Annotated in this window: 22 protein-coding genes; 17 read left to right on the top strand and 5 right to left on the bottom strand. The window is 42.2% G+C overall.

All coding sequences use genetic code 11. The features are described from left to right. The first annotated feature begins 22 nt into the window (after positions 1-22). From yajC to KUL10_RS10350, 4 genes are all read left to right on the top strand, one after another. Positions 23-361: a preprotein translocase subunit YajC gene (gene yajC / locus KUL10_RS10365; RefSeq protein ID WP_110428860.1), complete on the top strand. Its 339-nt coding sequence runs from the start codon at positions 23-25 to the stop codon at positions 359-361. A 49-nt stretch (positions 362-410) separates the two neighbouring features. Continuing rightward, positions 411-2,255: a protein translocase subunit SecD gene (gene secD, locus KUL10_RS10360; protein ID WP_110428859.1), complete on the top strand. Its 1,845-nt coding sequence runs from the start codon at positions 411-413 to the stop codon at positions 2,253-2,255. A 9-nt stretch (positions 2,256-2,264) separates the two neighbouring features. Beyond that, on the top strand, positions 2,265-3,209 hold the full coding sequence (gene secF / locus KUL10_RS10355; RefSeq protein ID WP_110428858.1) for a protein translocase subunit SecF: 945 nt from the start codon (positions 2,265-2,267) through the stop codon (positions 3,207-3,209). A 368-nt stretch (positions 3,210-3,577) separates the two neighbouring features. Then, positions 3,578-4,060, top strand: coding sequence for a DUF3718 domain-containing protein (locus KUL10_RS10350; protein WP_110428857.1), 483 nt, complete (start codon positions 3,578-3,580; stop codon positions 4,058-4,060). A gap of 129 nt (positions 4,061-4,189) precedes the next feature. On the opposite strand, the gene KUL10_RS10345 is transcribed toward KUL10_RS10350, so the two are convergent. Beyond that, positions 4,190-5,959 (bottom strand): polysaccharide lyase family 7 protein, encoded by a 1,770-nt coding sequence (locus tag KUL10_RS10345; protein ID WP_110428856.1) that lies wholly within the window; start codon positions 5,957-5,959, stop codon positions 4,190-4,192. A 314-nt stretch (positions 5,960-6,273) separates the two neighbouring features. Continuing rightward, positions 6,274-7,023: a class II aldolase/adducin family protein gene (locus KUL10_RS10340; RefSeq protein ID WP_110428855.1), complete on the bottom strand. Its 750-nt coding sequence runs from the start codon at positions 7,021-7,023 to the stop codon at positions 6,274-6,276. 84 nt (positions 7,024-7,107) lie between these two features. Between KUL10_RS10340 and KUL10_RS10335 the strand changes: the two genes are divergently transcribed. After that, a complete protein-coding gene (locus KUL10_RS10335; protein ID WP_110428854.1) occupies positions 7,108-7,806 on the top strand; it encodes a Crp/Fnr family transcriptional regulator in 699 nt (232 codons plus the stop codon). Here KUL10_RS10335 and KUL10_RS10330 read toward each other — a convergent pair whose 3' ends face one another. Together KUL10_RS10330 and KUL10_RS10325 are read right to left on the bottom strand one after the other, a co-directional pair. Beyond that, complete coding sequence (locus KUL10_RS10330; RefSeq protein WP_110428853.1) at positions 7,807-8,643, bottom strand: crotonase/enoyl-CoA hydratase family protein; 837 nt, start codon at positions 8,641-8,643, stop codon at positions 7,807-7,809. 113 nt (positions 8,644-8,756) lie between these two features. After that, positions 8,757-9,680 carry a hypothetical protein gene (locus KUL10_RS10325; RefSeq protein WP_233499782.1) on the bottom strand — a complete coding sequence of 308 codons (924 nt, stop codon included), beginning with the start codon at positions 9,678-9,680 and terminating at the stop codon, positions 8,757-8,759. 264 nt (positions 9,681-9,944) lie between these two features. Between KUL10_RS10325 and KUL10_RS10320 the strand changes: the two genes are divergently transcribed. After that, a complete protein-coding gene (locus KUL10_RS10320; protein ID WP_110428852.1) occupies positions 9,945-10,976 on the top strand; it encodes a diguanylate cyclase in 1,032 nt (343 codons plus the stop codon). 10 nt (positions 10,977-10,986) lie between these two features. Here the strand turns inward: KUL10_RS10320 and suhB are convergent, their stop codons facing one another. Further along, a complete protein-coding gene (suhB, locus tag KUL10_RS10315; protein ID WP_110428851.1) occupies positions 10,987-11,763 on the bottom strand; it encodes an inositol-1-monophosphatase in 777 nt (258 codons plus the stop codon). Between the two features lie 165 nt (positions 11,764-11,928). Here suhB and trmJ point away from each other — a divergent pair, with 165 nt between their 5' ends. The 11 genes from trmJ to ndk all read left to right on the top strand — a co-directional run bounded on the left by trmJ (position 11,929) and on the right by ndk (position 20,137). Then, positions 11,929-12,720, top strand: a complete 792-nt coding sequence (gene trmJ, locus KUL10_RS10310) for a tRNA (cytosine(32)/uridine(32)-2'-O)-methyltransferase TrmJ (protein WP_110428850.1) — start codon at positions 11,929-11,931, stop codon at positions 12,718-12,720. Continuing rightward, on the top strand, positions 12,720-13,532 hold the full coding sequence (cysE, locus tag KUL10_RS10305; RefSeq protein WP_110428849.1) for a serine O-acetyltransferase: 813 nt from the start codon (positions 12,720-12,722) through the stop codon (positions 13,530-13,532). Before trmJ ends, cysE begins: the two co-directional genes overlap by 1 nt. A 44-nt stretch (positions 13,533-13,576) precedes the next feature. Next, entirely contained in the window at positions 13,577-13,969 is a 393-nt protein-coding gene (locus KUL10_RS10300; protein WP_158525366.1) for a DUF4174 domain-containing protein, read from the top strand. 125 nt (positions 13,970-14,094) lie between these two features. Further along, positions 14,095-14,583 (top strand): Fe-S cluster assembly transcriptional regulator IscR, encoded by a 489-nt coding sequence (gene iscR, locus KUL10_RS10295; protein WP_110428847.1) that lies wholly within the window; start codon positions 14,095-14,097, stop codon positions 14,581-14,583. A 12-nt stretch (positions 14,584-14,595) separates the two neighbouring features. Continuing rightward, a complete protein-coding gene (locus KUL10_RS10290) occupies positions 14,596-15,819 on the top strand; it encodes an IscS subfamily cysteine desulfurase (protein WP_110428846.1) in 1,224 nt (407 codons plus the stop codon). A gap of 97 nt (positions 15,820-15,916) precedes the next feature. Beyond that, positions 15,917-16,297 (top strand): Fe-S cluster assembly scaffold IscU, encoded by a 381-nt coding sequence (gene iscU / locus KUL10_RS10285; RefSeq protein WP_110428845.1) that lies wholly within the window; start codon positions 15,917-15,919, stop codon positions 16,295-16,297. A 37-nt stretch (positions 16,298-16,334) separates the two neighbouring features. After that, a complete protein-coding gene (iscA, locus tag KUL10_RS10280) occupies positions 16,335-16,658 on the top strand; it encodes an iron-sulfur cluster assembly protein IscA (protein WP_110428844.1) in 324 nt (107 codons plus the stop codon). 110 nt (positions 16,659-16,768) lie between these two features. After that, complete coding sequence (hscB, locus tag KUL10_RS10275) at positions 16,769-17,281, top strand: Fe-S protein assembly co-chaperone HscB (RefSeq protein ID WP_110428843.1); 513 nt, start codon at positions 16,769-16,771, stop codon at positions 17,279-17,281. Between the two features lie 54 nt (positions 17,282-17,335). Next, positions 17,336-19,201, top strand: a complete 1,866-nt coding sequence (gene hscA / locus KUL10_RS10270; RefSeq protein WP_110428842.1) for a Fe-S protein assembly chaperone HscA — start codon at positions 17,336-17,338, stop codon at positions 19,199-19,201. A gap of 15 nt (positions 19,202-19,216) precedes the next feature. After that, complete coding sequence (gene fdx / locus KUL10_RS10265) at positions 19,217-19,555, top strand: ISC system 2Fe-2S type ferredoxin (RefSeq protein ID WP_110428841.1); 339 nt, start codon at positions 19,217-19,219, stop codon at positions 19,553-19,555. A 150-nt stretch (positions 19,556-19,705) separates the two neighbouring features. Beyond that, a complete protein-coding gene (ndk, locus tag KUL10_RS10260) occupies positions 19,706-20,137 on the top strand; it encodes a nucleoside-diphosphate kinase (protein WP_110428840.1) in 432 nt (143 codons plus the stop codon). Positions 20,138-20,150: the final 13 nt, after the last annotated feature.

Genomic DNA, 20,150 nt, shown 5'->3' with positions numbered 1-20,150 from the left:
AAAAGTGTAATACGAGGAAACTATGGACTTTTTAATTTCTAGCGCACATGCGCAAACAGCAGGTGGTGGTCAGCCAGGTGGCGAATTTGGCATGTTGATCATGCTTGCAATCTTCGGTCTGATTTTTTACTTCATGCTTTATCGCCCGCAAGCAAAGCGTGTAAAAGAGCACAAAAACCTAGTAACGTCTTTGTCAAAGGGTGATGAAATCCTAACGCAAGGCGGTTTGGTCGGTAAAATTACTAAAGTGTCTGAAGATAAAGACTTTATCGAAGTGGCACTTAACGAAGCTAACAACATCGTTGTGCAAAAGACTGCGGTCAGTGCAGTACTGCCAAAAGGCACAATGAAATCGCTGTAACATTTAAACACAAGCCTCGCCAGTCGAGGCTTTTTAGTAGGTATCCATAGTGTTAAATCAAACGCCTTTTTGGAAATATATTGTAGTGCTATTTGTGGTGGGACTGACCACCTTGTATGCACTGCCAAATTTGTACGGTGAAGATCACGCAGTACAGATTTCAGCTACGCGCAATACCACCGTGACTCAAAACATGACGAGTGACATTCAAGCATCGCTTGAAACTGCGGGTATAGATATCAAACGAGTTGAGTTTGCAGACGAGCGCATCTTAGTGCGCTTAAACGACTCAGACAGCCAATTACAAGCACGTGAGTTTTTGGATAAAAAGTACAAAGACGAATTTGTCGTGGCTATGAACTTAGCGCCTGACACACCCGCTTGGCTAGAAGCCATCAACGCTGCACCCATGAAGCTAGGACTTGACTTGCGCGGTGGCGTTCACTTCTTAATGGAAGTGGATATGAAAAGCGCCACAGATAAAGCTTTAGAAGACTTGGTTGGCGATTTCAGAACACAACTTCGCGAAGAAAAAATCCGTTATCGCTCAGTGCGTCAACTTAGCTCAAGCGTTGAGATCGTATTTAGAGACGACGAAACGCTTGAAAAAGCGCAATTCTTCTTACGCAACACTTACGGTAACCTGAGTTTTACTGAGCGTTCTGACTTGACCTTACGTGCAACTTTCTCAGAAGCCAGATTAGCTGAGATCAGAGACTACGCAGTCAAACAAAACATCACGATTATCCGAAACCGCGTTAACCAATTAGGTGTCGCTGAGCCACTGGTGCAAAAACAAGGTGCAGAACGCATCGTTGTTCAACTGCCAGGTATTCAAGACACAGCAAAAGCAAAAGAAATTTTGAACGCAACTGCTACGCTTGATTTTAGACTACTCGACCAGACTAATGACGTGCGTGATGCAGTAGGTGGTCGCGTACCAGCAGGTTCATCATTGGTATATCATCAAAATGGTCAGCCCTATTTGCTTAAAAACCGCGTTATGCTAACGGGTAATCATATTATTGATGCTAATAGCAGCACAGACGAATACGGTATTCCTCAAGTTAATATTTCTTTAGATTCAAAAGGCGGCACTAAAATGTCGCAAGCCACTAAAGACAATATAGGTAACCCAATGGCAACTGTCTTTATCGAATATAAGGCGACCGACCAGCGTGATGCCGAAGGCAAGCTTGTATTTGAAAAGAAAGAAGAGATTATTTCAGTCGCGACTATTCAGGCGCGCTTGGGTAATTCGTTTAGAATTACTGGTCTAGACTCTCCTAAAGAAGCAAGAGACCTTTCATTGCTATTAAGAGCGGGTGCATTGATTGCGCCTATTCAAATCGTAGAAGAGCGTACTGTTGGACCTAGCTTAGGTAAAGAGAACATTGAATTGGGTATGCAAGCCATCATTTACGGTTTGATCGCAGTGTTGGTGTTCATGCTTATTTATTATCGTGCTTTTGGCATCGTGGCGAATATTGCCTTGGTGGCTAACTTAGTAATGATCGTCGGAATTATGTCCATGATACCTGGTGCAACGCTCACATTACCTGGTATGGCGGGTATCGTGCTGACGGTCGGTATGGCGGTAGATGCCAACGTACTGATATTCGAGCGTATCCGCGAAGAAATTCGAGACGGCCGAAGCCCACAACAAGCCATTCATCATGGGTATGACAATGCATTTTCAACTATTTTAGATGCAAACATCACTACATTCTTAGCAGGCTTAATATTGTTTGCTGTAGGAACTGGCCCAATCAAAGGCTTCTCTATCACCTTAATGATAGGTATTGCCACATCTATGTTTACCGCCATTGTACTTACCCGCGTTGTGGTCAATGCCGTTTGGGGTGGTAAACGTGTCGATAAGTTGGCGATTTAGGAGAACGACATGCAATTTCAACTATTAAAATTAAATAAAACGGTAAAGTTCATGTCGTTGCGAGTGCCTGCATTGGTGCTTTCTACTATCCTGATTTTAGGTTCATTGTTTTCACTCGCCACCAACCAGCTTAATTGGGGTTTGGACTTTACAGGTGGAACCCTGATTGAAGTCGGTTATGAGCAAGGTGCGGATCTTGAACAGATTAGACTGACGCTAGAAGCAGCAGAATTCGGCGATGCGATTGTTCAAAACTTTGGTTCAAGCCAAGATGTACTGATCAGAATCGCACCTCGCGACGGTGTTAAAGCCGAAACGATTGGCGATCAAGTCATGGCTTCATTAAGAGCCGTAGACAGTGACGTCGACCAAAGACGTATCGAGTTTGTTGGACCTAACGTTGGTGAAGAATTAACAGAGCAGGGCGGTTTGGCTATGCTAGTCGCGTTAATCTGTATCCTTATCTATGTGGCAATGCGTTTCGAATACCGTTTTGCACTTGGTTCAGTAGCCGCCCTCGCGCACGATGTGATTTTAACCTTAGGTTTATTCTCAGTACTTCAATTAGAATTTGATTTGACGGTATTAGCGGCGGTGCTAGCGGTTATTGGTTATTCACTTAACGATACCATCGTTGTATCTGACCGTATCCGCGAGAACTTCAGAAAAATCCGTAAAGCGGAGCCAGAAGAAGTCATCAATATTTCGTTAACACAGACGCTTAATAGAACAATCATTACTTCATTGACGACCATCTTGGTATTGCTTGCTTTGTTCTATAAAGGCGGTGCCTTAATCCATGGTTTTGCAACGGCCTTGCTCTTTGGTGTCATTATCGGTACTTATTCTTCAGTATATATTGCAAGCGCAGTTGGGTTGGCGCTGGGCATCAGTAAAGAAGACTTAATGCCGCCAGAGATTGAGAAAGAGGGTGAGGATTTAGAGCCGCTATAAAATTACGGTAGGGTGGTGTTTAGGCCCCCTGTATTTTTCTAACTACTCAAAAACGCATGTATTGTTTACATGCGTTTTTTTATGCCCAACTCTCTTCATCCCAACTTGCCCTGAAATCTAAAAAGTAAAACAAGCCTTTCCTAGCAAAATAAATGTAAACAACAAGCAAACTATGTAAGCAAGTTGAACAAGATTTTCGTTAAGTTCTTTACAAAATGTAAAAATATTACATTTTATTGGTTAAAAAACACTAAAATCGAAAATAAATGAAATAAAATTACAAAAATGGCTTTATTTTTCTTCAAATATGACGATAATAATAATCAGACAGAACGAGATTGTACTTTTATTACATTTTGGAGAGCACCATGAAATTATCTACTTTATCAATCACTGCAGTTTTATCACTTGCTTGTGCAAGCACGTTTGCAAGCGAAGTAGTTTTCAAAGCAGCTAACAATAATATTGCAACACAAGCATGTGTATTAGCAGCTACAGACGGCATGGATGCTGCCAGAAAATTAGTTGAAGCGAATGACATCAACTTCAACCTATTCAAAGCAACGGTCAGTTGTAATGAGTTGTCTCTTACTAAGTTCGCAAAGAACTATGCTAAGCAAGACATTGTTGACTCAGATGAACAAAGCAATAAAACTGAAGTGGTTAAGCTAGTTGCAAAAACACAAACAGCTGAATCTCAGCTTTGCATGGACGCTGTGTTCATGGGTGTTGATAGAGCACGCGCAAAGCACAACATAAAAGGTTCAGTTATTTGTAATGACCAGCCTTTATCTCGCTTTGTAAGCAAATTTAGAAACAAAGAAGTGCGTTTAGCAGCTGCTGAAGACTAAGATTCTACGCGGGATATTGAATCCTTTATAGGTAGTATATAGATAGAGGATTTGAGATAACAAATCAAAAAGGAGCTCTTAAGAGCTCCTTTACTTATATGTATGGGAGTAACTTTTTAAACGTTTTGTTTAATGTGTAATTTCAACATTATAAAAAGTTGCTTGGACATAATCATCAGCATCACCAGTATTATTTTGGTTATAGACACCAGCTTTAAAATACATGTACTGCCCACTTTCATTATAGCCACTATTTGTCATATCGTAAGTCTCAGTCTTATCAGGGTAACCCTCACGTTCAATAGTCACTGACAAAATGTTACCAGTTACATTGATTGTATAGGAAAACACTTCACCTAGGGCGATACCATCTGTTGGGTTAGTCATCGAGCTTGAGCGACTATTTCCATATAGATAGATATAATCTTCATCCAAACCCGTTGATGTTTCTGGCTCGTGTGCAAAGTAAAGTGCGCCCAACTCATTTGACGGTGTTTTATGATAATACAAACGGATGGGTTCATCTTTTGGAGCATGGATTTGACCAATGATAACTCTTCCTCTTTGAGAGCTGCTGCCTGAAGTTGTGACATGGTCAACCTTCAACCTAGCTTTCAAAGTACCGTCAATTGCACCCACGTCAGCTAGAAAGTTACTGTCTTTGTTTGAACTAAATGCCCAGTTGTTTTCTAAGGCTTTCGTGTCGGTTGTGCCAGCCACCATTTCGCGAAGTTCAACACGGGTATAACTTGTGTTTGTTGAGGTTTTATAGCCATCAATTGGACACTTAAAGACCATACCACCATCGCTAGCAGTGTAGAAAAAGTCGCTATCTTGGTAGTTGGTAAGTGATGTGGTTTTTATACTGTCGGCTTTTCCGTTATTGTCGGTATCCGTAGGTACACTTAAATACCAATTGAATAAATCAAAGTTTTGTCCAGGTGCAAGGTTTGGGTTTAATCCGTTACCTGGCGTTTGCCCCGATTTCTTCAAATCTATCCAGTTTATATTAAAGTTACCGCCATTAATTTTTAAACGCAGGGTGTGATTACCGGATGATAAAGTGCCTAAATCTACGTTTGACGTTTCCCAAGATTGCCAGTTACCGGTATTAGTGGCATCAACGTTAGCTTTACTTATTCCATTGACTAGGATCTCTAGATTACCCGCGTCATTTCGCGAAGAGGCAAGGCGAACATCCGCGCTGTACATGCCGCTTTCAGAGACATAAATATCGTATTCAAGCCATTCTCCGTTTGCGGTCCAACCTACATTATATCCGCCACCAACGTCACCAGTATTTTGTAGATCGACGTCATCGCTGCGATAGGCTCTACCTGCATTGCCACTGCTGGTGTCAAAATAACTTACATAGTCTTCTGCTTGGATCTGAGCCGGTACGCTGATCGTACTTCCGGGATTCTGTGCTTCAATAAAATCAACATCGGTAAGACTGTTCCATGTGTTGCTGCTATTACCATAACCAACTATACGAAAGTAACGCGCGCTCTTTGTTTCATTAAAATTAAAGGTCTCAGGTGATGTAGAGTTTCCCGCGCTCACTGTTGAACCTAATACACTTGTCCAAGAGCTTCCATTGACGGATGATTCAACCGCAAAGTACGTGCTGCGCTGATTGCCCTTGAAAAACGCGATTTTTATGCCGTCTAGTTGTACTATTTGACCAAAATCGTAACGAATCCATTGAGAACCATCATTTCCTTTTGCAGACCATCTTGTTTCATAGTTTGGGTCGTTATCGAGTGTATTTGTAGCTACATTGCCATCATCAGCGCTAGCAATTACGCTCGGTGTATTGAGGGCATTCACAGATGTCGAAATAAACATACTGCTTAAAAAGCTATAGATAACAGCTTTTTTTATTTGTGTGTGAGTCATTGTTGTTCCTTGATTACATAGTGTGTTTGTTTTTTGGTTAACCAATTTAAAGTTTCAGTAATAAAAATTGGAATGTAAATTTAATGTTTAAATTTTGTGTAATCAAGTTTATTGTTTGTTAAATTGGTAATATCATGCCTTGGTATAGTTATTTTTATATTAATTTCTGTGTATTTTTGGTCGATATGGCGAGAAAGTGCTAGGTTTTTGTTTCTTTTATTGGTTGACCAATTTTGGGGTTTTGGCTTTTTGAAGTTTAATTTATGATGATGGGCTTGCTGTAAAGGCCCTTTGAAAAGGGCCTTGGAAGGAGTTTATGACTTGTAGTCAGGGCAATCACGATCTAGTTTTCTTAAAATTCCAGGCCACGCCAACGCGCCTCCAGCAGACTTTGTGACTTCATCGGCTTGAGCAAGTATGCCATCTAAAATCATTTTAGGTATGGGCCGAAGTTCAACACCCGTTGACTGCGCTTGGATCTGAATTTCACAGCTTCGTTGCAAAATAAACATTGCCAAAAAGGCATCCGCCACAGTTGGTGCGCATGTAAGCAGACCGTGGTTTCTTAGAATCATAAAGTTAGTCGTTCCTAAGTCAGCTACCAAGCGAGATTTTTCATCAGGGTTAAGAGCAACACCTTCATAATCATGATACGACAGGGAGGCTAATGCGAATAGAGACTGTTGACTGTAAGGTAATAGACCGTTTTCTTGCACCGAAACGGCAATGCCGGCGGTAGTATGTAGGTGTAAAACACATTTAGCATCGTCTCTGGCTTCATGCACAGCACTATGAATGGTGAAGCCAGCAGGATTGATATCAAATTCACTGTCCATCACTTTGTTGCCGTGCAAATCGACTTTGACCAAGCTAGATGCGGTGACTTCTTCGAATAGCATGCCATATGGGTTAATAAGAAAGTGGTGTTCGGGGCCTGGCACTCGAGCCGAAATGTGAGTGAACACTAAATCGTCCCAACCATGGTTAGCCACCATTCGGTAGCAGGCTGCCAAATCAACACGCAATTGCCATTCTTCTGCGCTCACTAACTCTTTCACACTCATAATATTGCACCTTACTAAGTTTAAAAATTTAGTTTACGATAGAATTTTTATAAAAACTGTCGCGCTTGCGACAATGTAAATTAAATGTTATCAAAAAATCAACAACACATAGTTAAATCGACCCCATGGTTCAATTCACTGTCACATGAGGTGCAATCTCATTTTTTAAGTGTACTTAAGCTTATCGAATTAAGTCGGGGCGAAAATTTGTATCGAAAAGGGGACCAAGGCTTAGGCTTTCATTGTGTATTAAGTGGTAGAGTATCAGTTAGCAATGTCGATAAAAATGGCAAAAAGCTCATACTTGCGCAGTTAGAGTCAGGGAGCTGGTTTGGTGAAATCTCTATGTTCGATGGCCTCGGAAGAACACATGACACCGATGCCGATTCAGACTCGACTCTGGCATTTATTCGACGGGATGATTTTCACCAATTACTGCAACAGTTCCCTTCTTCCTATTTATATTTTGCTCAGCTTTTATGTGAAAAAATACGCAGTGCTTTTTCGTACATCGATACTTACTCTACCTTAACGCTTAAGCAGCAGTTAGCCAAAAGGCTGGTTTTGTTAAGTACTAATTTTGGTCAGCAAAAATCGGCATATACGAATGTTGAGGTCAGCGCATCACAAGAATCATTGGCAATGATGATTAATTCATCTCGCCAAACTGTAAATAAGCTACTAAAAGAATTGGAAGCTCAAAGGCTTATAAAAACAATGTATCGTAAAATAACGATAACGGATATCACTGCATTAAAAGCCATATGTGAGTGGAAGGAGTAGCTATTTTTTGCGTAGGGGCTCAAATACGGGGTGGCGTTTTTCCTGCCCTGCCTGCATTGCTTCTTGTACATCTGGCATCTGAAGCATTCCGCTCTGCCAAGTGGCCATGTAATTCAAACTTTCACTTACCTTATTATCGCGAGCGTAATTTAGCATTTCTTTACACCCAGCCACTGCCATCGGGGAATTAATCGCAATGTGTGCAGCGATCTTAAATACACCTTTTAACATTGAATCATGATCGTCAAATACTTGATTGATAAAACCGTGACTAAGTGCTTCATCTGCGCTCATGTTTCGGCCAGTGTATGCAAGTTCACGAACAACGCCTTGCGACATTAAGTGCGGTAAACGTTGAAGTGTCCCAACATCTGCTGTCATTCCTAATGAGGTCTCTTTAATACAAAAGTAAGCATCTTTGGTACTGTATCGACAGTCACAAGCACATAGCATATCGACCGCGCCACCAATGGCACCGCCTTGTACGGCAGCTAAAACAGGTATCCGGCATTCTTCAAGTGCATTGAACGCATCTTGCAGTTTTAGTATGTGGCGTCTAGATGCCTCTGCTCTTCTAGCGGGCTCTCCATTAAATGAAGCACTCATGTTTTTAAATACGGACAAATCCATACCAGCCGAAAAGTGCTTACCGCTGGAGCTCAAAACAATTACTCTTGCGGCAGATTCAGCGTCAATTGCGCTGACACAAGCGGGGAGTTCCTCCCAGAATTCAGTAATCATACTATTAAGTTGTTCTGGTCTTGATAATGTGATGTGCGCAATATTATCTATAACTTCAAGTGTTAAGGTTTTGTAGATTGGGAAGTCTGATGCCATTTTTACCTCGGGAGTTTCACTACATTGTCGATTCTTTGCGTTAGAGTGTAAGTGGACTTTTGATTCAGTTACAAATTTTTGCTAGTGATAATCTTGCATTAACTAAGAGCGGGTTAAAAAAAGCGCACTAAGGATAAATCCCCAAAAGCGGTGTTAATGTGGCGGCCTTCTTGTTCCCAAGCGCGCAATAATACCAATGTTTTTTTATCTTGTGATGTCCACGATACTCCAACCCCGAACGCACTTGCTTTTTCTTCTCCAGACTGCTTTAAACCAATGTTTTTATTGTCGGAACGAATATGGCCTACACCATATTTATACTCAACAAATGCGCTGATATTGTGTTCAAAACTCAGTGATAGTAATGGCCCAAGGTTGGCACTAATAGAAGTGGAATTTAAGCGAGGCACCTCGGGTACGGGCTCACGCAAAAATGGCGCATCGAAAACGATAGACTGTGGGTTTTCCAGCGAAAGTCGTTTAATTGACCACCCACCGACAAGGCTCACAGAATAATCGAAACGATTACTCAAGTGCGGTCGATTTAGAAAAAAGTGTTCAAACAACGAGTCTTTACCCGCAAACGTATATAGATTGTGTTGACCGAAAAGCTCTAACTTCGTTGACTTAGTACTTGTAAAAAAGCGTTTATCTTTAACCCCATCGCTGACTTTTTCTGCTTCAGTATCGAGGCCTTCTAATATCTGATAGTTAAGCGTGATCTTTGCATTTTTTAGCTTGCGATAAGAAAACAACAGATTTTGTGTTTTTGTTTCGATGTCGTTTGCCAGTACATCGACTGCGTATCCAATTTCGATCCCATTAACATCAACAAACAATCCAATTCTTTCGTTATTAATTGGCGTTAGATTAAAAGCAGTTTTATCGTCGTTTTCAGGCGCGAAAATAAGTGAGTGGCTTGTACTGGGTCTAGAAAGCGTTGCTCTAACTGAAGTGATATCGAATTCGAATGCAAAGCTTGATAATGTGCTAAAGATTAAAAAGTTAGTGATCAGGAGTTTAAGTTGTACGGTCATAAGACTTTGTTCTTCGTTAAGACTATGTTGCTTTAATAATAGCTTCTGCAGTTAAATATAAATTCACAAATGCTTAACAAATTAATAGGTGCCCGTGATAAAACCGTGATGAATGATAGGCGCTGCCTAGCGTGTGTTTGATATCCCATTGGCGCTTAATCTTATACATAAGTCTAGTTATCACTTGAATACTGCACAAGGGCTAGTAAAAAGGTTATATTAAGGTGGTCAATTTAGCTTAGGTGAAGGATAAGTGGTCACATTATGCCAGTAGTCAACCAATCTAATGAGGTTAGACATTTACCTGACTCCTGTGTGGAAAATGCTCAGAAAGTATTGGTCGTCGACGACTCCCTCTCTGCTTTGCAACTTTTATCTGCTTTGTTGGGTAAGCAATACACGTTAAGCTTTGCACAGACAATCAGTGATGCTAAACGGCAAGTTGAAATTCATACGCCAGATATTATCTTGCTCGACGTTATGTTGGATAAGGAATACGGCTATGAATTACTAAGTTATCTAAAAAGTAATCCTTATACCCGAACAACGCCAGTGATCATGGTTTCTTCAATGGACCAATCCATTTATAAAAAGAAAGCCTTCGAGCTTGGTTGTGTCGATTATATTACTAAACCTTATGATGTTATTGAGCTTATTTTAAGGATAAAAGCACAGCTAGGCATAGCACGAAAGCTTTTGGATACGATTCAGTTAGCAAGTCAGGATGCATTAACAGGATTGGCGAATCGCAGGCGCTACGATGAACTATTTGCTGCAGAATGGCAACTTTGTTTGCAGTACAAACAGTCTTTGAGTTTAATGGTACTCGATATTGACTATTTTAAACTTTTTAATGACCGATATGGTCATGCAGCGGGTGATAAATGTTTGAAAAAGATTGGCTCCGCTTTGAAGGGCATGGGGGGGCGAAAATATGATTTGGTTGCCAGGTATGGTGGCGAAGAGTTCGTTATATTATTACCTGAATGTTCACCTGATGGATTAATTTCCAAGTCTCAAGACGTTTTGAATGCGGTTCGTGGTTTAAGAATTCAACATGAAGACTCAAAGGCGACATCGTTTGTAACTGTGAGTATTGGTGGCGCTACTGCATATCCCTGTTCCGCACTTGATCCTATTGAGCTTTTTTCTACTGCCGATGAGGCATTATACCGCGTGAAAAGTAATACAAAAAATGGATGTGATGTTGAAAACGTGATTGGCGAAACCGCTGGGAAGTCCAATCAGAGTTTGAGAAATTTGCCCATTGAAAACTTCAATGGGCAACATACTTAGGCCTCGTTTATTACTTTTTTAACTGTTTAACTAGTGCCTGAACCACTCGCGCAGAACCAGCTACAATCTCACCAGAATGCATCGGATCATTTCCGCCTTTAAAATCAGTCACAAGCGCGCCTGCTTCACGTGCGATTAATTCACCTGCAGCGATATCCCAAGGTTTAATGCCTTTTTCCCAATAACCATCAACGCGACCAGCAGCCACATACGCCAAATCGAGCGCAGCAGAACCACCACGGCGAATATCACCCGCTTGACTAAAGATTTCTTTGAAGCTTGCCATATAAATGTCAAGGTAGTCTCTGTCTTTAAACGGAAACGCAGTCGCCAAAACAGTATTAGACAGTTCTTTCGCTTGGCTCGCACGAATGCGTTTGCCATTAAGTTGAGCACCGTTGCCGCGGCTTGCAGTGAACAATTCGCCGCGAATAGGATCGAAAACAACTGCTTGATCTAGACGTCCTTTATATAGAAGCGCAATAGATACACAAAAATGTGGGATACCCTTGATGAAGTTGGTCGTGCCATCAAGTGGATCGATAACCCATTTGAAATCTGCATTACCTTCAACAACGCCGCCTTCTTCACCAACAAACATATGGTCAGGGTAGCTTTGTTGAATTTTACTGATGATGGCTTGTTCTGCTTCCTTGTCGACTTTAGTAACAAAGTCATTTGCGCCTTTTTGTTGAATTTCTAAGTCGTCGATATTTTCGAAACCACGAGCGATAACCGAACCAGCCGAGCGCGCAGCACGCACAGCAATATTGAGCATAGGATGCATAATAAACCACCAAATTTTGAAAAGAACATTAACCCGACGCCGTAAAATACATGCATCGGTCAAAAAACGAGCGCGAGTGTAGCAGAAACACTAGAGCGAGTAAAAACATTCGTGATATTATCTCGCGCTAAATTAACACCAAGGCCATCTGCCAAGGCAATTAACATGCTTGAAAATATTCGCATCGTCCTCGTTAACACTTCACATACTGGCAATATAGGTTCAGCTGCTCGTGCCATGAAAACAATGGGGTTGAGCTCTCTGTACCTCGTTGATCCTGTTTCGCCACCAGATGGAAAAAGCAGTGCCTTAGCAGCAGGTGCGGGTGATGTGTTAGCTGATGCAACGATTGTTTCAAGTCTTGAAGAAGCAGTCGCTGATTGTGGCTTAGTGGTGGGGACATCGGCACGATCAAGAACATTGCCTTGGCCGATGCTCGAGCCTAGAGAGTGCGGTGAAAAACTAGTCGTTGAAGCTAGCAAATATCCCGTTGCATTGGTCTTCGGTCGCGAAAATAACGGTTTGAGCAATGAAGAGTTGCAGCAGTGCCACTTCCATGTGTGCATTCCTGCTAATCCTGAATATAGCTCTTTGAATTTAGCCGCAGCTGTTCAAACTTTGTGTTACGAGATTCGCGTTAACTACCTTGACCAACAGGCGTCACAACAAGCACCGAGCGAGATCCCTGAATATCCGCTAAGTGAAGATTTAGAGCGGTTTTATGTGCATCTAGAGAAAACCTTGTCACAAACCAATTTTATTGTAAAAAATCACCCTGGTATGGTGATGACAAAACTAAGGCGTTTATTCAATCGTGCCCGACCAGAAAGTCAGGAGTTAAATATTTTGCGAGGTATACTCGCTTCAATTGATAAGGTGGCGTTGAAAGGGAATGCGGGTGACAAAAGCCAAATAAACGAGCGAGTAAACCAAGAAATGTCAGGAACTAAAGAATAGTGCTTAGCTACATAAAAGAAGATATAAAAAGCGTATTTAAGCGTGACCCAGCCGCGCGCAATACGCTTGAAGTTCTATTTAACTATCCTGGCTTGCACGCGGTGTGGATACACCGTTTTAGTCATAAATTATGGTCGTTAGGGTTGAAGTGGTTAGCAAGGTTTACTTCTAATTTAGGGAGATTTTTGACCGGAATTGAAATACACCCTGGTGCGACTTTAGGCAGACGCGTGTTCATTGATCACGGCATGGGCGTCGTGATTGGCGAAACGGCTATCGTGGGTGACGATGTGACGCTTTATCACGGAGTAACCTTGGGTGGAACAAGCTGGAAAGCCGGTAAACGGCACCCAACACTGCTCAATAATGTTGTGGTCGGCGCGGGTGCACAAGTGCTTGGGCCGATCGAAATAGGAGAGTCAGCTCGCATTGGATCAAACTCAGTTGTCGTGAAAGATGTGCCTGAAAATGCGACTTGTGTCGGGATCCCCGGTCGCGTTTTACTTCAAAAGCCGGTGGTTGACGAAGCACTTAGCGAGAACCGTAAGAAAATCGCGCAGCAATATGGCTTCGATGCTTATGCTGTATCAGTTGATAACCCAGACCCAGTGGCGAATGCATTGGGTATCATGCTAGAACACGTCCATCAAATGGACAGTAAAGTCGAAGAAATGTGCAAAGTCATTCAGTTATTGGGTGGCGATGTGTGCACTGAGTCTATTCCGAAGCTCAATGTTGCTGATTTTGCTGATACTGGGATCTCTCCAGTCCTAAAAAAGGCGCAAGTCGAAGCGTTTGATCCACATATTTAAGCATGCGCATATCAATCAAATACTTTTTCATACTGATAGCTGTTATGTCCATTGATGCAATGGCTTCATCAGTGGCGACGCTTAATGAATTGAAATGGGAATATCGCGTTTTACTAATTAGAAAACAAAGCGATGATACACTTTTAAAATCTCAACTAACGCAAAATGCTAGCGAGCTAAATGAACGAAAGCTGCTCGTTTTTATAATTGGCGAGAACACAACAAGTATTTATCAGCCAAATAACTCTCATTTTAACGCTATAAATATAGATACATCCGCCCTTAAAACCCGTATGGGCGATAAAAAAGCAATTTTGATTGGCTTGGACGGTGGCACCAAGTCATTTTATGAGTTTGAAAATGGCAGTATTGACCTAAAACAAGTATTTGCAGATGTCGATGGTATGCCAATGCGGAGAGCAGAACTGAGGAATTAGTACTCTTAAGCGTCTTTTTCCACCTATTTACAAATAACCTACTATTTTAGTCAGGTATATACTTGACAAAAATAGTCAAGTATATAAAATCTCGGCATCTTTAGTTCAGTAGAGTGATAGTTTAGATGAAATTGACTTCCAAAGGACGCTACGCTGTTACCGCAATGTTAGACGTTGCGCTGCATTCTCGTCGTGGGCCTGTTTCGCTTGCTGATATCTCTGAACGACAAGAAATATCTTTATCTTATCTCGAACAGTTATTTTCAAGATTGCGCAAACGCGAACTTGTTTCCAGTGTGCGCGGCCCAGGCGGCGGATACCAATTAGGTAAAGATGCTTCGTTAATAGCCATTGGAGAAGTGATCAGAGCGGTTGATGAAACCGTGGACGCCACTCGATGCCAAGGACAGTCAGATTGCCAAGGTGGTGAACGTTGCTTAACGCATTCACTGTGGCAGGATTTGAGCGATCGAATCACACAATTTTTAAATGGCATCACCATTGCTGAACTTATGCAGCAAAACGAAGTAAAAGAAGTAGCGGACAGGCAAGATGATAGCAAACTGAACGCCAAGAATTTAATTAGCGACATTGAAATAAGCATGCAGCTTTAATCGGAGCGAATAATGAGCGATATCCAATTACCCATTTATTTAGATTATTCTTCTACTACACCAGTAGACCCACGTGTCGCAGAAAAAATGAAAGAATGCCTGACCAATGAAGGCAATTTCGGAAATCCTGCATCACGCTCGCACAAATTTGGTTGGGTAGCAGAAGAAGCGGTTGATATAGCGCGTAATCAAATTGCCGAGCTAGTTAATGCCGACCCTCGTGAAATAGTATTCACATCGGGTGCGACTGAATCAAACAACCTTGCTATAAAAGGCGCAGCAACGTTTTACCAAAAACGCGGTAAGCACATCATCACGCTTAAAACAGAGCACAAAGCGGTATTAGACACCACGCGTCAGCTTGAGCGCGAAGGGTTTGAAGTTACTTACATGATGCCAGAGCCAAATGGCTTGGTAGATCTTGCTAAATTAGAAGCTGAAATGCGTGATGACACTGTGCTTGTGAGCATCATGCACGTGAATAACGAAATCGGTGTGATTCAAGACATCGAAGCTATCGGCAAACTATGCCGCGAACGTAAGGTATTATTCCACGTTGATGCAGCGCAAAGTACAGGCAAGGTGCCAATCGATCTTCAAGCCTTACCGGTTGATTTAATGTCATTTTCTGCGCACAAAACTTACGGTCCAAAAGGTATCGGCGCATTATATGTCAGCCGTAAACCTCGCGTTAGAATAGAAGCGCAAATCCACGGCGGCGGTCATGAGCGCGGCATGCGTTCAGGTACCTTAGCAACTCACCAAATTGTGGGTATGGGTGAGGCATTCAGACTTGCTAAAGAAGAAATGGCGACTGAAAACGAGCGCGTTAAAATGTTGCGTGACAAGCTTTGGAATGGCGTGAAAGACATTGAAGCTGTTTACTTAAATGGCGATATGGACAGCCGCGTTGCGCACAACTTAAACATCAGCTTTGCTTACGTTGAAGGTGAGTCATTGATTATGGCCCTTAAAGACATGGCAGTATCATCGGGTTCTGCATGTACATCAGCAAGTTTAGAGCCGTCTTATGTGCTTAGAGCACTTGGCCTCAATGACGAATTAGCACACAGCTCAATTCGTTTTAGTATTGGCCGATTTACAACAGAAGCCGAGATTGACTACGTTATCAATGTGATTCGCAATGCAATCGATAAACTTCGTGAAATGTCACCACTTTGGGATATGTACAAAGAAGGCATCGATTTAGACACAGTTGAGTGGGCTGCGCACTAATTAAGCGAGCGGAGCTAGTTTATCAATACGAATGTATTAGCGGCACTTAGCTAACAAACAGTTTATAATTTATAGAATATTTACCGAGGCAAATAACATGGCTTACAGCGAAAAAGTAATCGACCATTACGAAAACCCAAGAAACGTGGGCGGATTTGATAAAAATGATCCAAGCGTAGCGACTGGCATGGTCGGCGCACCTGCATGTGGTGACGTGATGAAGCTTCAATTAAAAGTCGGTGAAAACGGCATTATTGAAGACGCTAAGTTTAAAACATACGGTTGTGGTTCAGCTATCGCATCAAGCTCTTTGGTCACTGAGTGGGTGAAAGGTAAATCGATCGACGAAGCAACGTCTATTAAAAATACTGACATTGCCGAAGAACTAGCGCTACCACCGGTAAAGATTCACTGCTCAATTTTGGCTGAAGATGCCATCAAAGCAGCAGTTGAAGACTACAAAAGCAAGCACAAGTAAACGCTAGCTTTTGGTCGTTAGATAGGAGAGTTAAAAAGTGGGTATCAAAGTTTCAGATTCAGCAGCTCAGCGGGCTAAGTCATTTTTAGAAAACCGCGGGTCAGGGTTGGGTATTCGCTTAGGTGTAAAAACAACCGGCTGCTCGGGCTTAGCCTACGTACTGGAGTTTGTTGACGATCTCAATGAAGACGACGAAATGTTCACTGACAACGGTGTGAATATCATCATTGACGGTAAGAGCTTGGTATACTTAGACGGTACCGAGTTGGACTTTGCCAAAGAAGGCCTAAACGAAGGTTTTTTGTTTAACAACCCTAACGCCAACGGCGAATGTGGTTGTGGTGAAAGTTTCAACGTTTAAACGGTCGCACATCAGCTAAATTAAAACTGTTCGCAAGGATTCTTACGAACAGTTTTTTTACAATTAGCCCGATGTTTTCTTTATTTTAATGTGCAAAAAAGAGCTTATTAATGAATTATTTTTCATTGTATAACTTACCAGAGCAGTTTGAAGTCGACCTTGATAAGCTCAAGCAAAATTATCAAACCTTGCAAAAAATGACGCACCCAGACCGTTTTGCAAATGCCAGTGATCAGCAAAAGCGCCTTACCATGCAAAAAAATGCACAAGTCAACGATGCATATACGGTATTAAAGTCGCCCATTGCACGCGCCGAGCATTTGCTACAGCTACGTGGGCTTGAGCTTGCGAGTGAGCAAGAAACCGTCGGTAATGTCGAGTTTTTGATGCAGCAAATGGAATGGCGAGAATCGCTTGAAGATGCAAACGATGTGGCGAGTCTTCAATTATTAGCGAAACAAAGCGATGATGATATCCAAGCTCAAACGCAAGCACTGTCCGCCTTGTTAGCGACGCAAACCGATGAAGACAACAAAACAGCCGCTGAAAAACTCAGAGAAATGAAGTTTTTATTTAAGTTTAAATCAGAAATTGAAAGTAAGCTTGATGGGCTAGATGCCTGAACCATTTTTTCAATCAAGCATTAATCAAGCGCAACATAAAGGTAAACCAGTTAAATGGCATTATTGCAAATAGCAGAACCCGGACAAAGTGCAGCCCCTCATCAACGTAAGATAGGTGTGGGTATCGATCTGGGCACTACAAATTCATTAGTTTCGACTGTAAAAAGTGGTGAAGCAAACACCTTGGCTGATGAATTTGGGCAACACCTACTTCCCTCTGTTGTGCAATATTCAAAAGAATCTGTTGTGGTCGGAAGCAAAGCATTAGCCGCCTCTAATACTGACCCTGTCAATACCATTGTGTCAGTAAAACGCTTTATGGGACGGTCGCTTAAAGACGTTACTGCACATTGGCAAAACCTTCCTTATCAGTTTAAAGCAGATTCGCAAAACCCAATATTTCAAACAGCGGGTGGTGACGTTAATCCTGTTCAAGTGTCTTCGCAAATATTAAGTGCTTTAAAAGAACGAGCAGAAGCCAGTCTTGCTGACGAAATAACCGGTGCTGTCATAACAGTACCCGCATACTTCGACGATGCTCAGCGTCAAGGCACAAAAGATGCGGCTCAACTTGCTGGCATCAACGTACTGCGCCTACTAAACGAGCCTACTGCCGCGGCAATTGCATATGGTTTAGATAGCAAAGAAGAAGGTGTGATTGGTGTTTATGACTTAGGCGGCGGGACCTTTGATATCTCAGTTTTGCGCTTAAATAAAGGTGTGTTTGAAGTGCTAGCAACAGGAGGCAACTCTGCCTTAGGCGGCGATGATTTCGATCATGCGCTCGTTGAGTATGTAATTCGCGAACTCAATTTAGATATTGAGATTCAAAAGCGTTACCACCGCGATCTGATGAACGCAGCTAAACAAACAAAACAAAATCTAACTGATGCTGACTCAAGTGCATTTGTAGTCGATTTGTCAGACGGCCAGCAGCTAAATCTAAACATCACAAAAGACACCTTTAATCAAATCATTGAGTCCTTAGTCGCTAGCACCATTGCGGCTTGTAAGCGCACGCTCAAGGATGCAGATGTGACAATTGATGAAGTTAACAATATCGTCATGGTTGGCGGTTCAACGCGCGTGCCAGTAGTCAGAGAAAAAGTCGCGGCGTTTTTTAATAAAACACCGTTAACTTCAATTGACCCAGACAAAGTGGTCGCTGTTGGCGCAGGTATTCAAGCTGATATTTTGGTCGGTAATAATCCTGATAGCGACATGCTGTTGTTGGATGTCTTGCCATTGTCGCTCGGCCTTGAAACGATGGGCGGCCTTGTTGAAAAAATTATCCCTCGCAACACCACCATACCGGTTGCCAAAGCCCAAGAATTTACCACATTTAAAGATGGTCAAACGGCCATGATGGTGCATGTGCTTCAAGGCGAGCGCGAGCTGGTGGATGATTGCCGTTCTCTTGCCAAGTTTAGCTTGCAAGGCCTTCCGCCCATGACAGCAGGCGCTGCCCATATTCGCGTGACTTTTCAAGTAGATGCAGATGGACTACTAAACGTGACTGCGATGGAAAAATCGACGGGTGTGCAAGCTGAAATTCAAGTTAAACCTTCATATGGACTTGAAGAAACTGAAATCATGGAAATGCTCAAATCGAGCATGCAAAACGCGAAACAAGATATGCAAGCGCGCATGCATAAAGAACAACAGGTTGAAGCCAGTCGAGTGCTTGAAGCAATGTATTCAGCGCTAGCAGAAGACGGAAACGAGCTACTAAGCGAAGCCGAAAGAAAAGTCATTGATGACGCACTTAATCAGCTTGCGCAAGATGCACAAAACGCAGATACCGAAACTATTAAAAAGTCGATAGAAAACGTCGACCAGCTTACTCAAGACTTTGCCGCACGACGCATGGATAAATCTATTCAATTAGCTTTATCTGGGCAGTCGGTTGACGACATTTAACGACAGGAAATAAAAATGCCACAAGTAATATTTTTACCGCATGAAGAGCTTTGCCCAGGTGGTGCCGTTTTAGAAGGTGACAAAGGTACTTCTGTGCTCGACCTTGCTTTAAAAAATGGTATTGGCATCGAGCATGCCTGTGAAAAAGTCTGTGCATGTACCACATGTCACGTCATTATCAGAGAAGGCTTTGATTCACTAGACGAATCTGATGAGTTAGAAGATGACTTATTAGACAAAGCATGGGGACTTGAGCCTGACTCTCGCTTAGGCTGCCAAGCAATCATCAAAGATGAAGACTTGGTCGTTGAAATACCCAAGTACACCATTAATCATGCAAGCGAAGACCATTAATTTTAACGTTTGCAATGAGTTGCTTAGGAAAGCCTGTACACGAGTTATTCCAGTACATACCTTTGCAAGCTAAAAAGTGGTGGGAATTTAGCGCTATCTTCCTTATAATCGCGCAAATTTTTTTAAACTCTTTAAATGGAAATATTTAACATGGCTTTAGAGCGTACGTTTTCTATCATCAAACCAGACGCAGTTGCTAAAAATGTGATTGGTGCAATCTACAACCGTTTTGAATCTGCAGGTCTACGTATCGTAGCGTCTAAAATGGTTCACATGAGCAAAGAGCAAGCAGAAGGCTTTTATGCTGAGCACAAAGAGCGTCCATTTTTCGGTGCACTTGTTTCTTTTATGACATCTGGTCCAGTGATGGTTCAAGTGTTAGAAGGCGACAATGCTGTTGTTAAAAATCGTGAAATCATGGGTGCAACAAACCCAGCTGACGCTGCTGCAGGCACTTTGCGTTCAGATTACGCTGATTCAATTGACGAAAACGCAGTACACGGTTCTGACGCACCAGAATCAGCTGCTCGCGAAATCGCATACTTCTTCTCTGATGAAGAAATTTGCCCACGCACTCGTTAATTTAGCGAAGCAT

The sequence above is a fragment of the Glaciecola sp. KUL10 genome (assembly GCF_003203515.1).
Taxonomy (GTDB): Bacteria; Pseudomonadota; Gammaproteobacteria; order Enterobacterales; family Alteromonadaceae; genus Glaciecola.
Note: the sequence above shows the minus strand (reverse complement) of the source record. Positions and strands in the feature narration are given on the sequence as shown.

Coding starts and splice junctions, on each gene's coding strand:
- yajC (WP_110428860.1), top strand. CDS start 23: ATGGACTTTTTAATTTCTAGCGCACATGCGCAAACAGCAGGTGGTGGT.
- secF (WP_110428858.1), top strand. CDS start 2,265: ATGCAATTTCAACTATTAAAATTAAATAAAACGGTAAAGTTCATGTCG.
- KUL10_RS10350 (WP_110428857.1), top strand. CDS start 3,578: ATGAAATTATCTACTTTATCAATCACTGCAGTTTTATCACTTGCTTGT.
- KUL10_RS10345 (WP_110428856.1), bottom strand. CDS start 5,959: ATGACTCACACACAAATAAAAAAAGCTGTTATCTATAGCTTTTTAAGC.
- KUL10_RS10340 (WP_110428855.1), bottom strand. CDS start 7,023: ATGAGTGTGAAAGAGTTAGTGAGCGCAGAAGAATGGCAATTGCGTGTT.
- KUL10_RS10335 (WP_110428854.1), top strand. CDS start 7,108: ATGTTATCAAAAAATCAACAACACATAGTTAAATCGACCCCATGGTTC.
- KUL10_RS10330 (WP_110428853.1), bottom strand. CDS start 8,643: ATGGCATCAGACTTCCCAATCTACAAAACCTTAACACTTGAAGTTATA.
- KUL10_RS10325 (WP_233499782.1), bottom strand. CDS start 9,680: ATGACCGTACAACTTAAACTCCTGATCACTAACTTTTTAATCTTTAGC.
- KUL10_RS10320 (WP_110428852.1), top strand. CDS start 9,945: ATGCCAGTAGTCAACCAATCTAATGAGGTTAGACATTTACCTGACTCC.
- suhB (WP_110428851.1), bottom strand. CDS start 11,763: ATGCATCCTATGCTCAATATTGCTGTGCGTGCTGCGCGCTCGGCTGGT.
- trmJ (WP_110428850.1), top strand. CDS start 11,929: ATGCTTGAAAATATTCGCATCGTCCTCGTTAACACTTCACATACTGGC.
- KUL10_RS10300 (WP_158525366.1), top strand. CDS start 13,577: ATGTCCATTGATGCAATGGCTTCATCAGTGGCGACGCTTAATGAATTG.
- iscR (WP_110428847.1), top strand. CDS start 14,095: ATGAAATTGACTTCCAAAGGACGCTACGCTGTTACCGCAATGTTAGAC.
- KUL10_RS10290 (WP_110428846.1), top strand. CDS start 14,596: ATGAGCGATATCCAATTACCCATTTATTTAGATTATTCTTCTACTACA.
- iscU (WP_110428845.1), top strand. CDS start 15,917: ATGGCTTACAGCGAAAAAGTAATCGACCATTACGAAAACCCAAGAAAC.
- hscB (WP_110428843.1), top strand. CDS start 16,769: ATGAATTATTTTTCATTGTATAACTTACCAGAGCAGTTTGAAGTCGAC.
- hscA (WP_110428842.1), top strand. CDS start 17,336: ATGGCATTATTGCAAATAGCAGAACCCGGACAAAGTGCAGCCCCTCAT.
- fdx (WP_110428841.1), top strand. CDS start 19,217: ATGCCACAAGTAATATTTTTACCGCATGAAGAGCTTTGCCCAGGTGGT.
- ndk (WP_110428840.1), top strand. CDS start 19,706: ATGGCTTTAGAGCGTACGTTTTCTATCATCAAACCAGACGCAGTTGCT.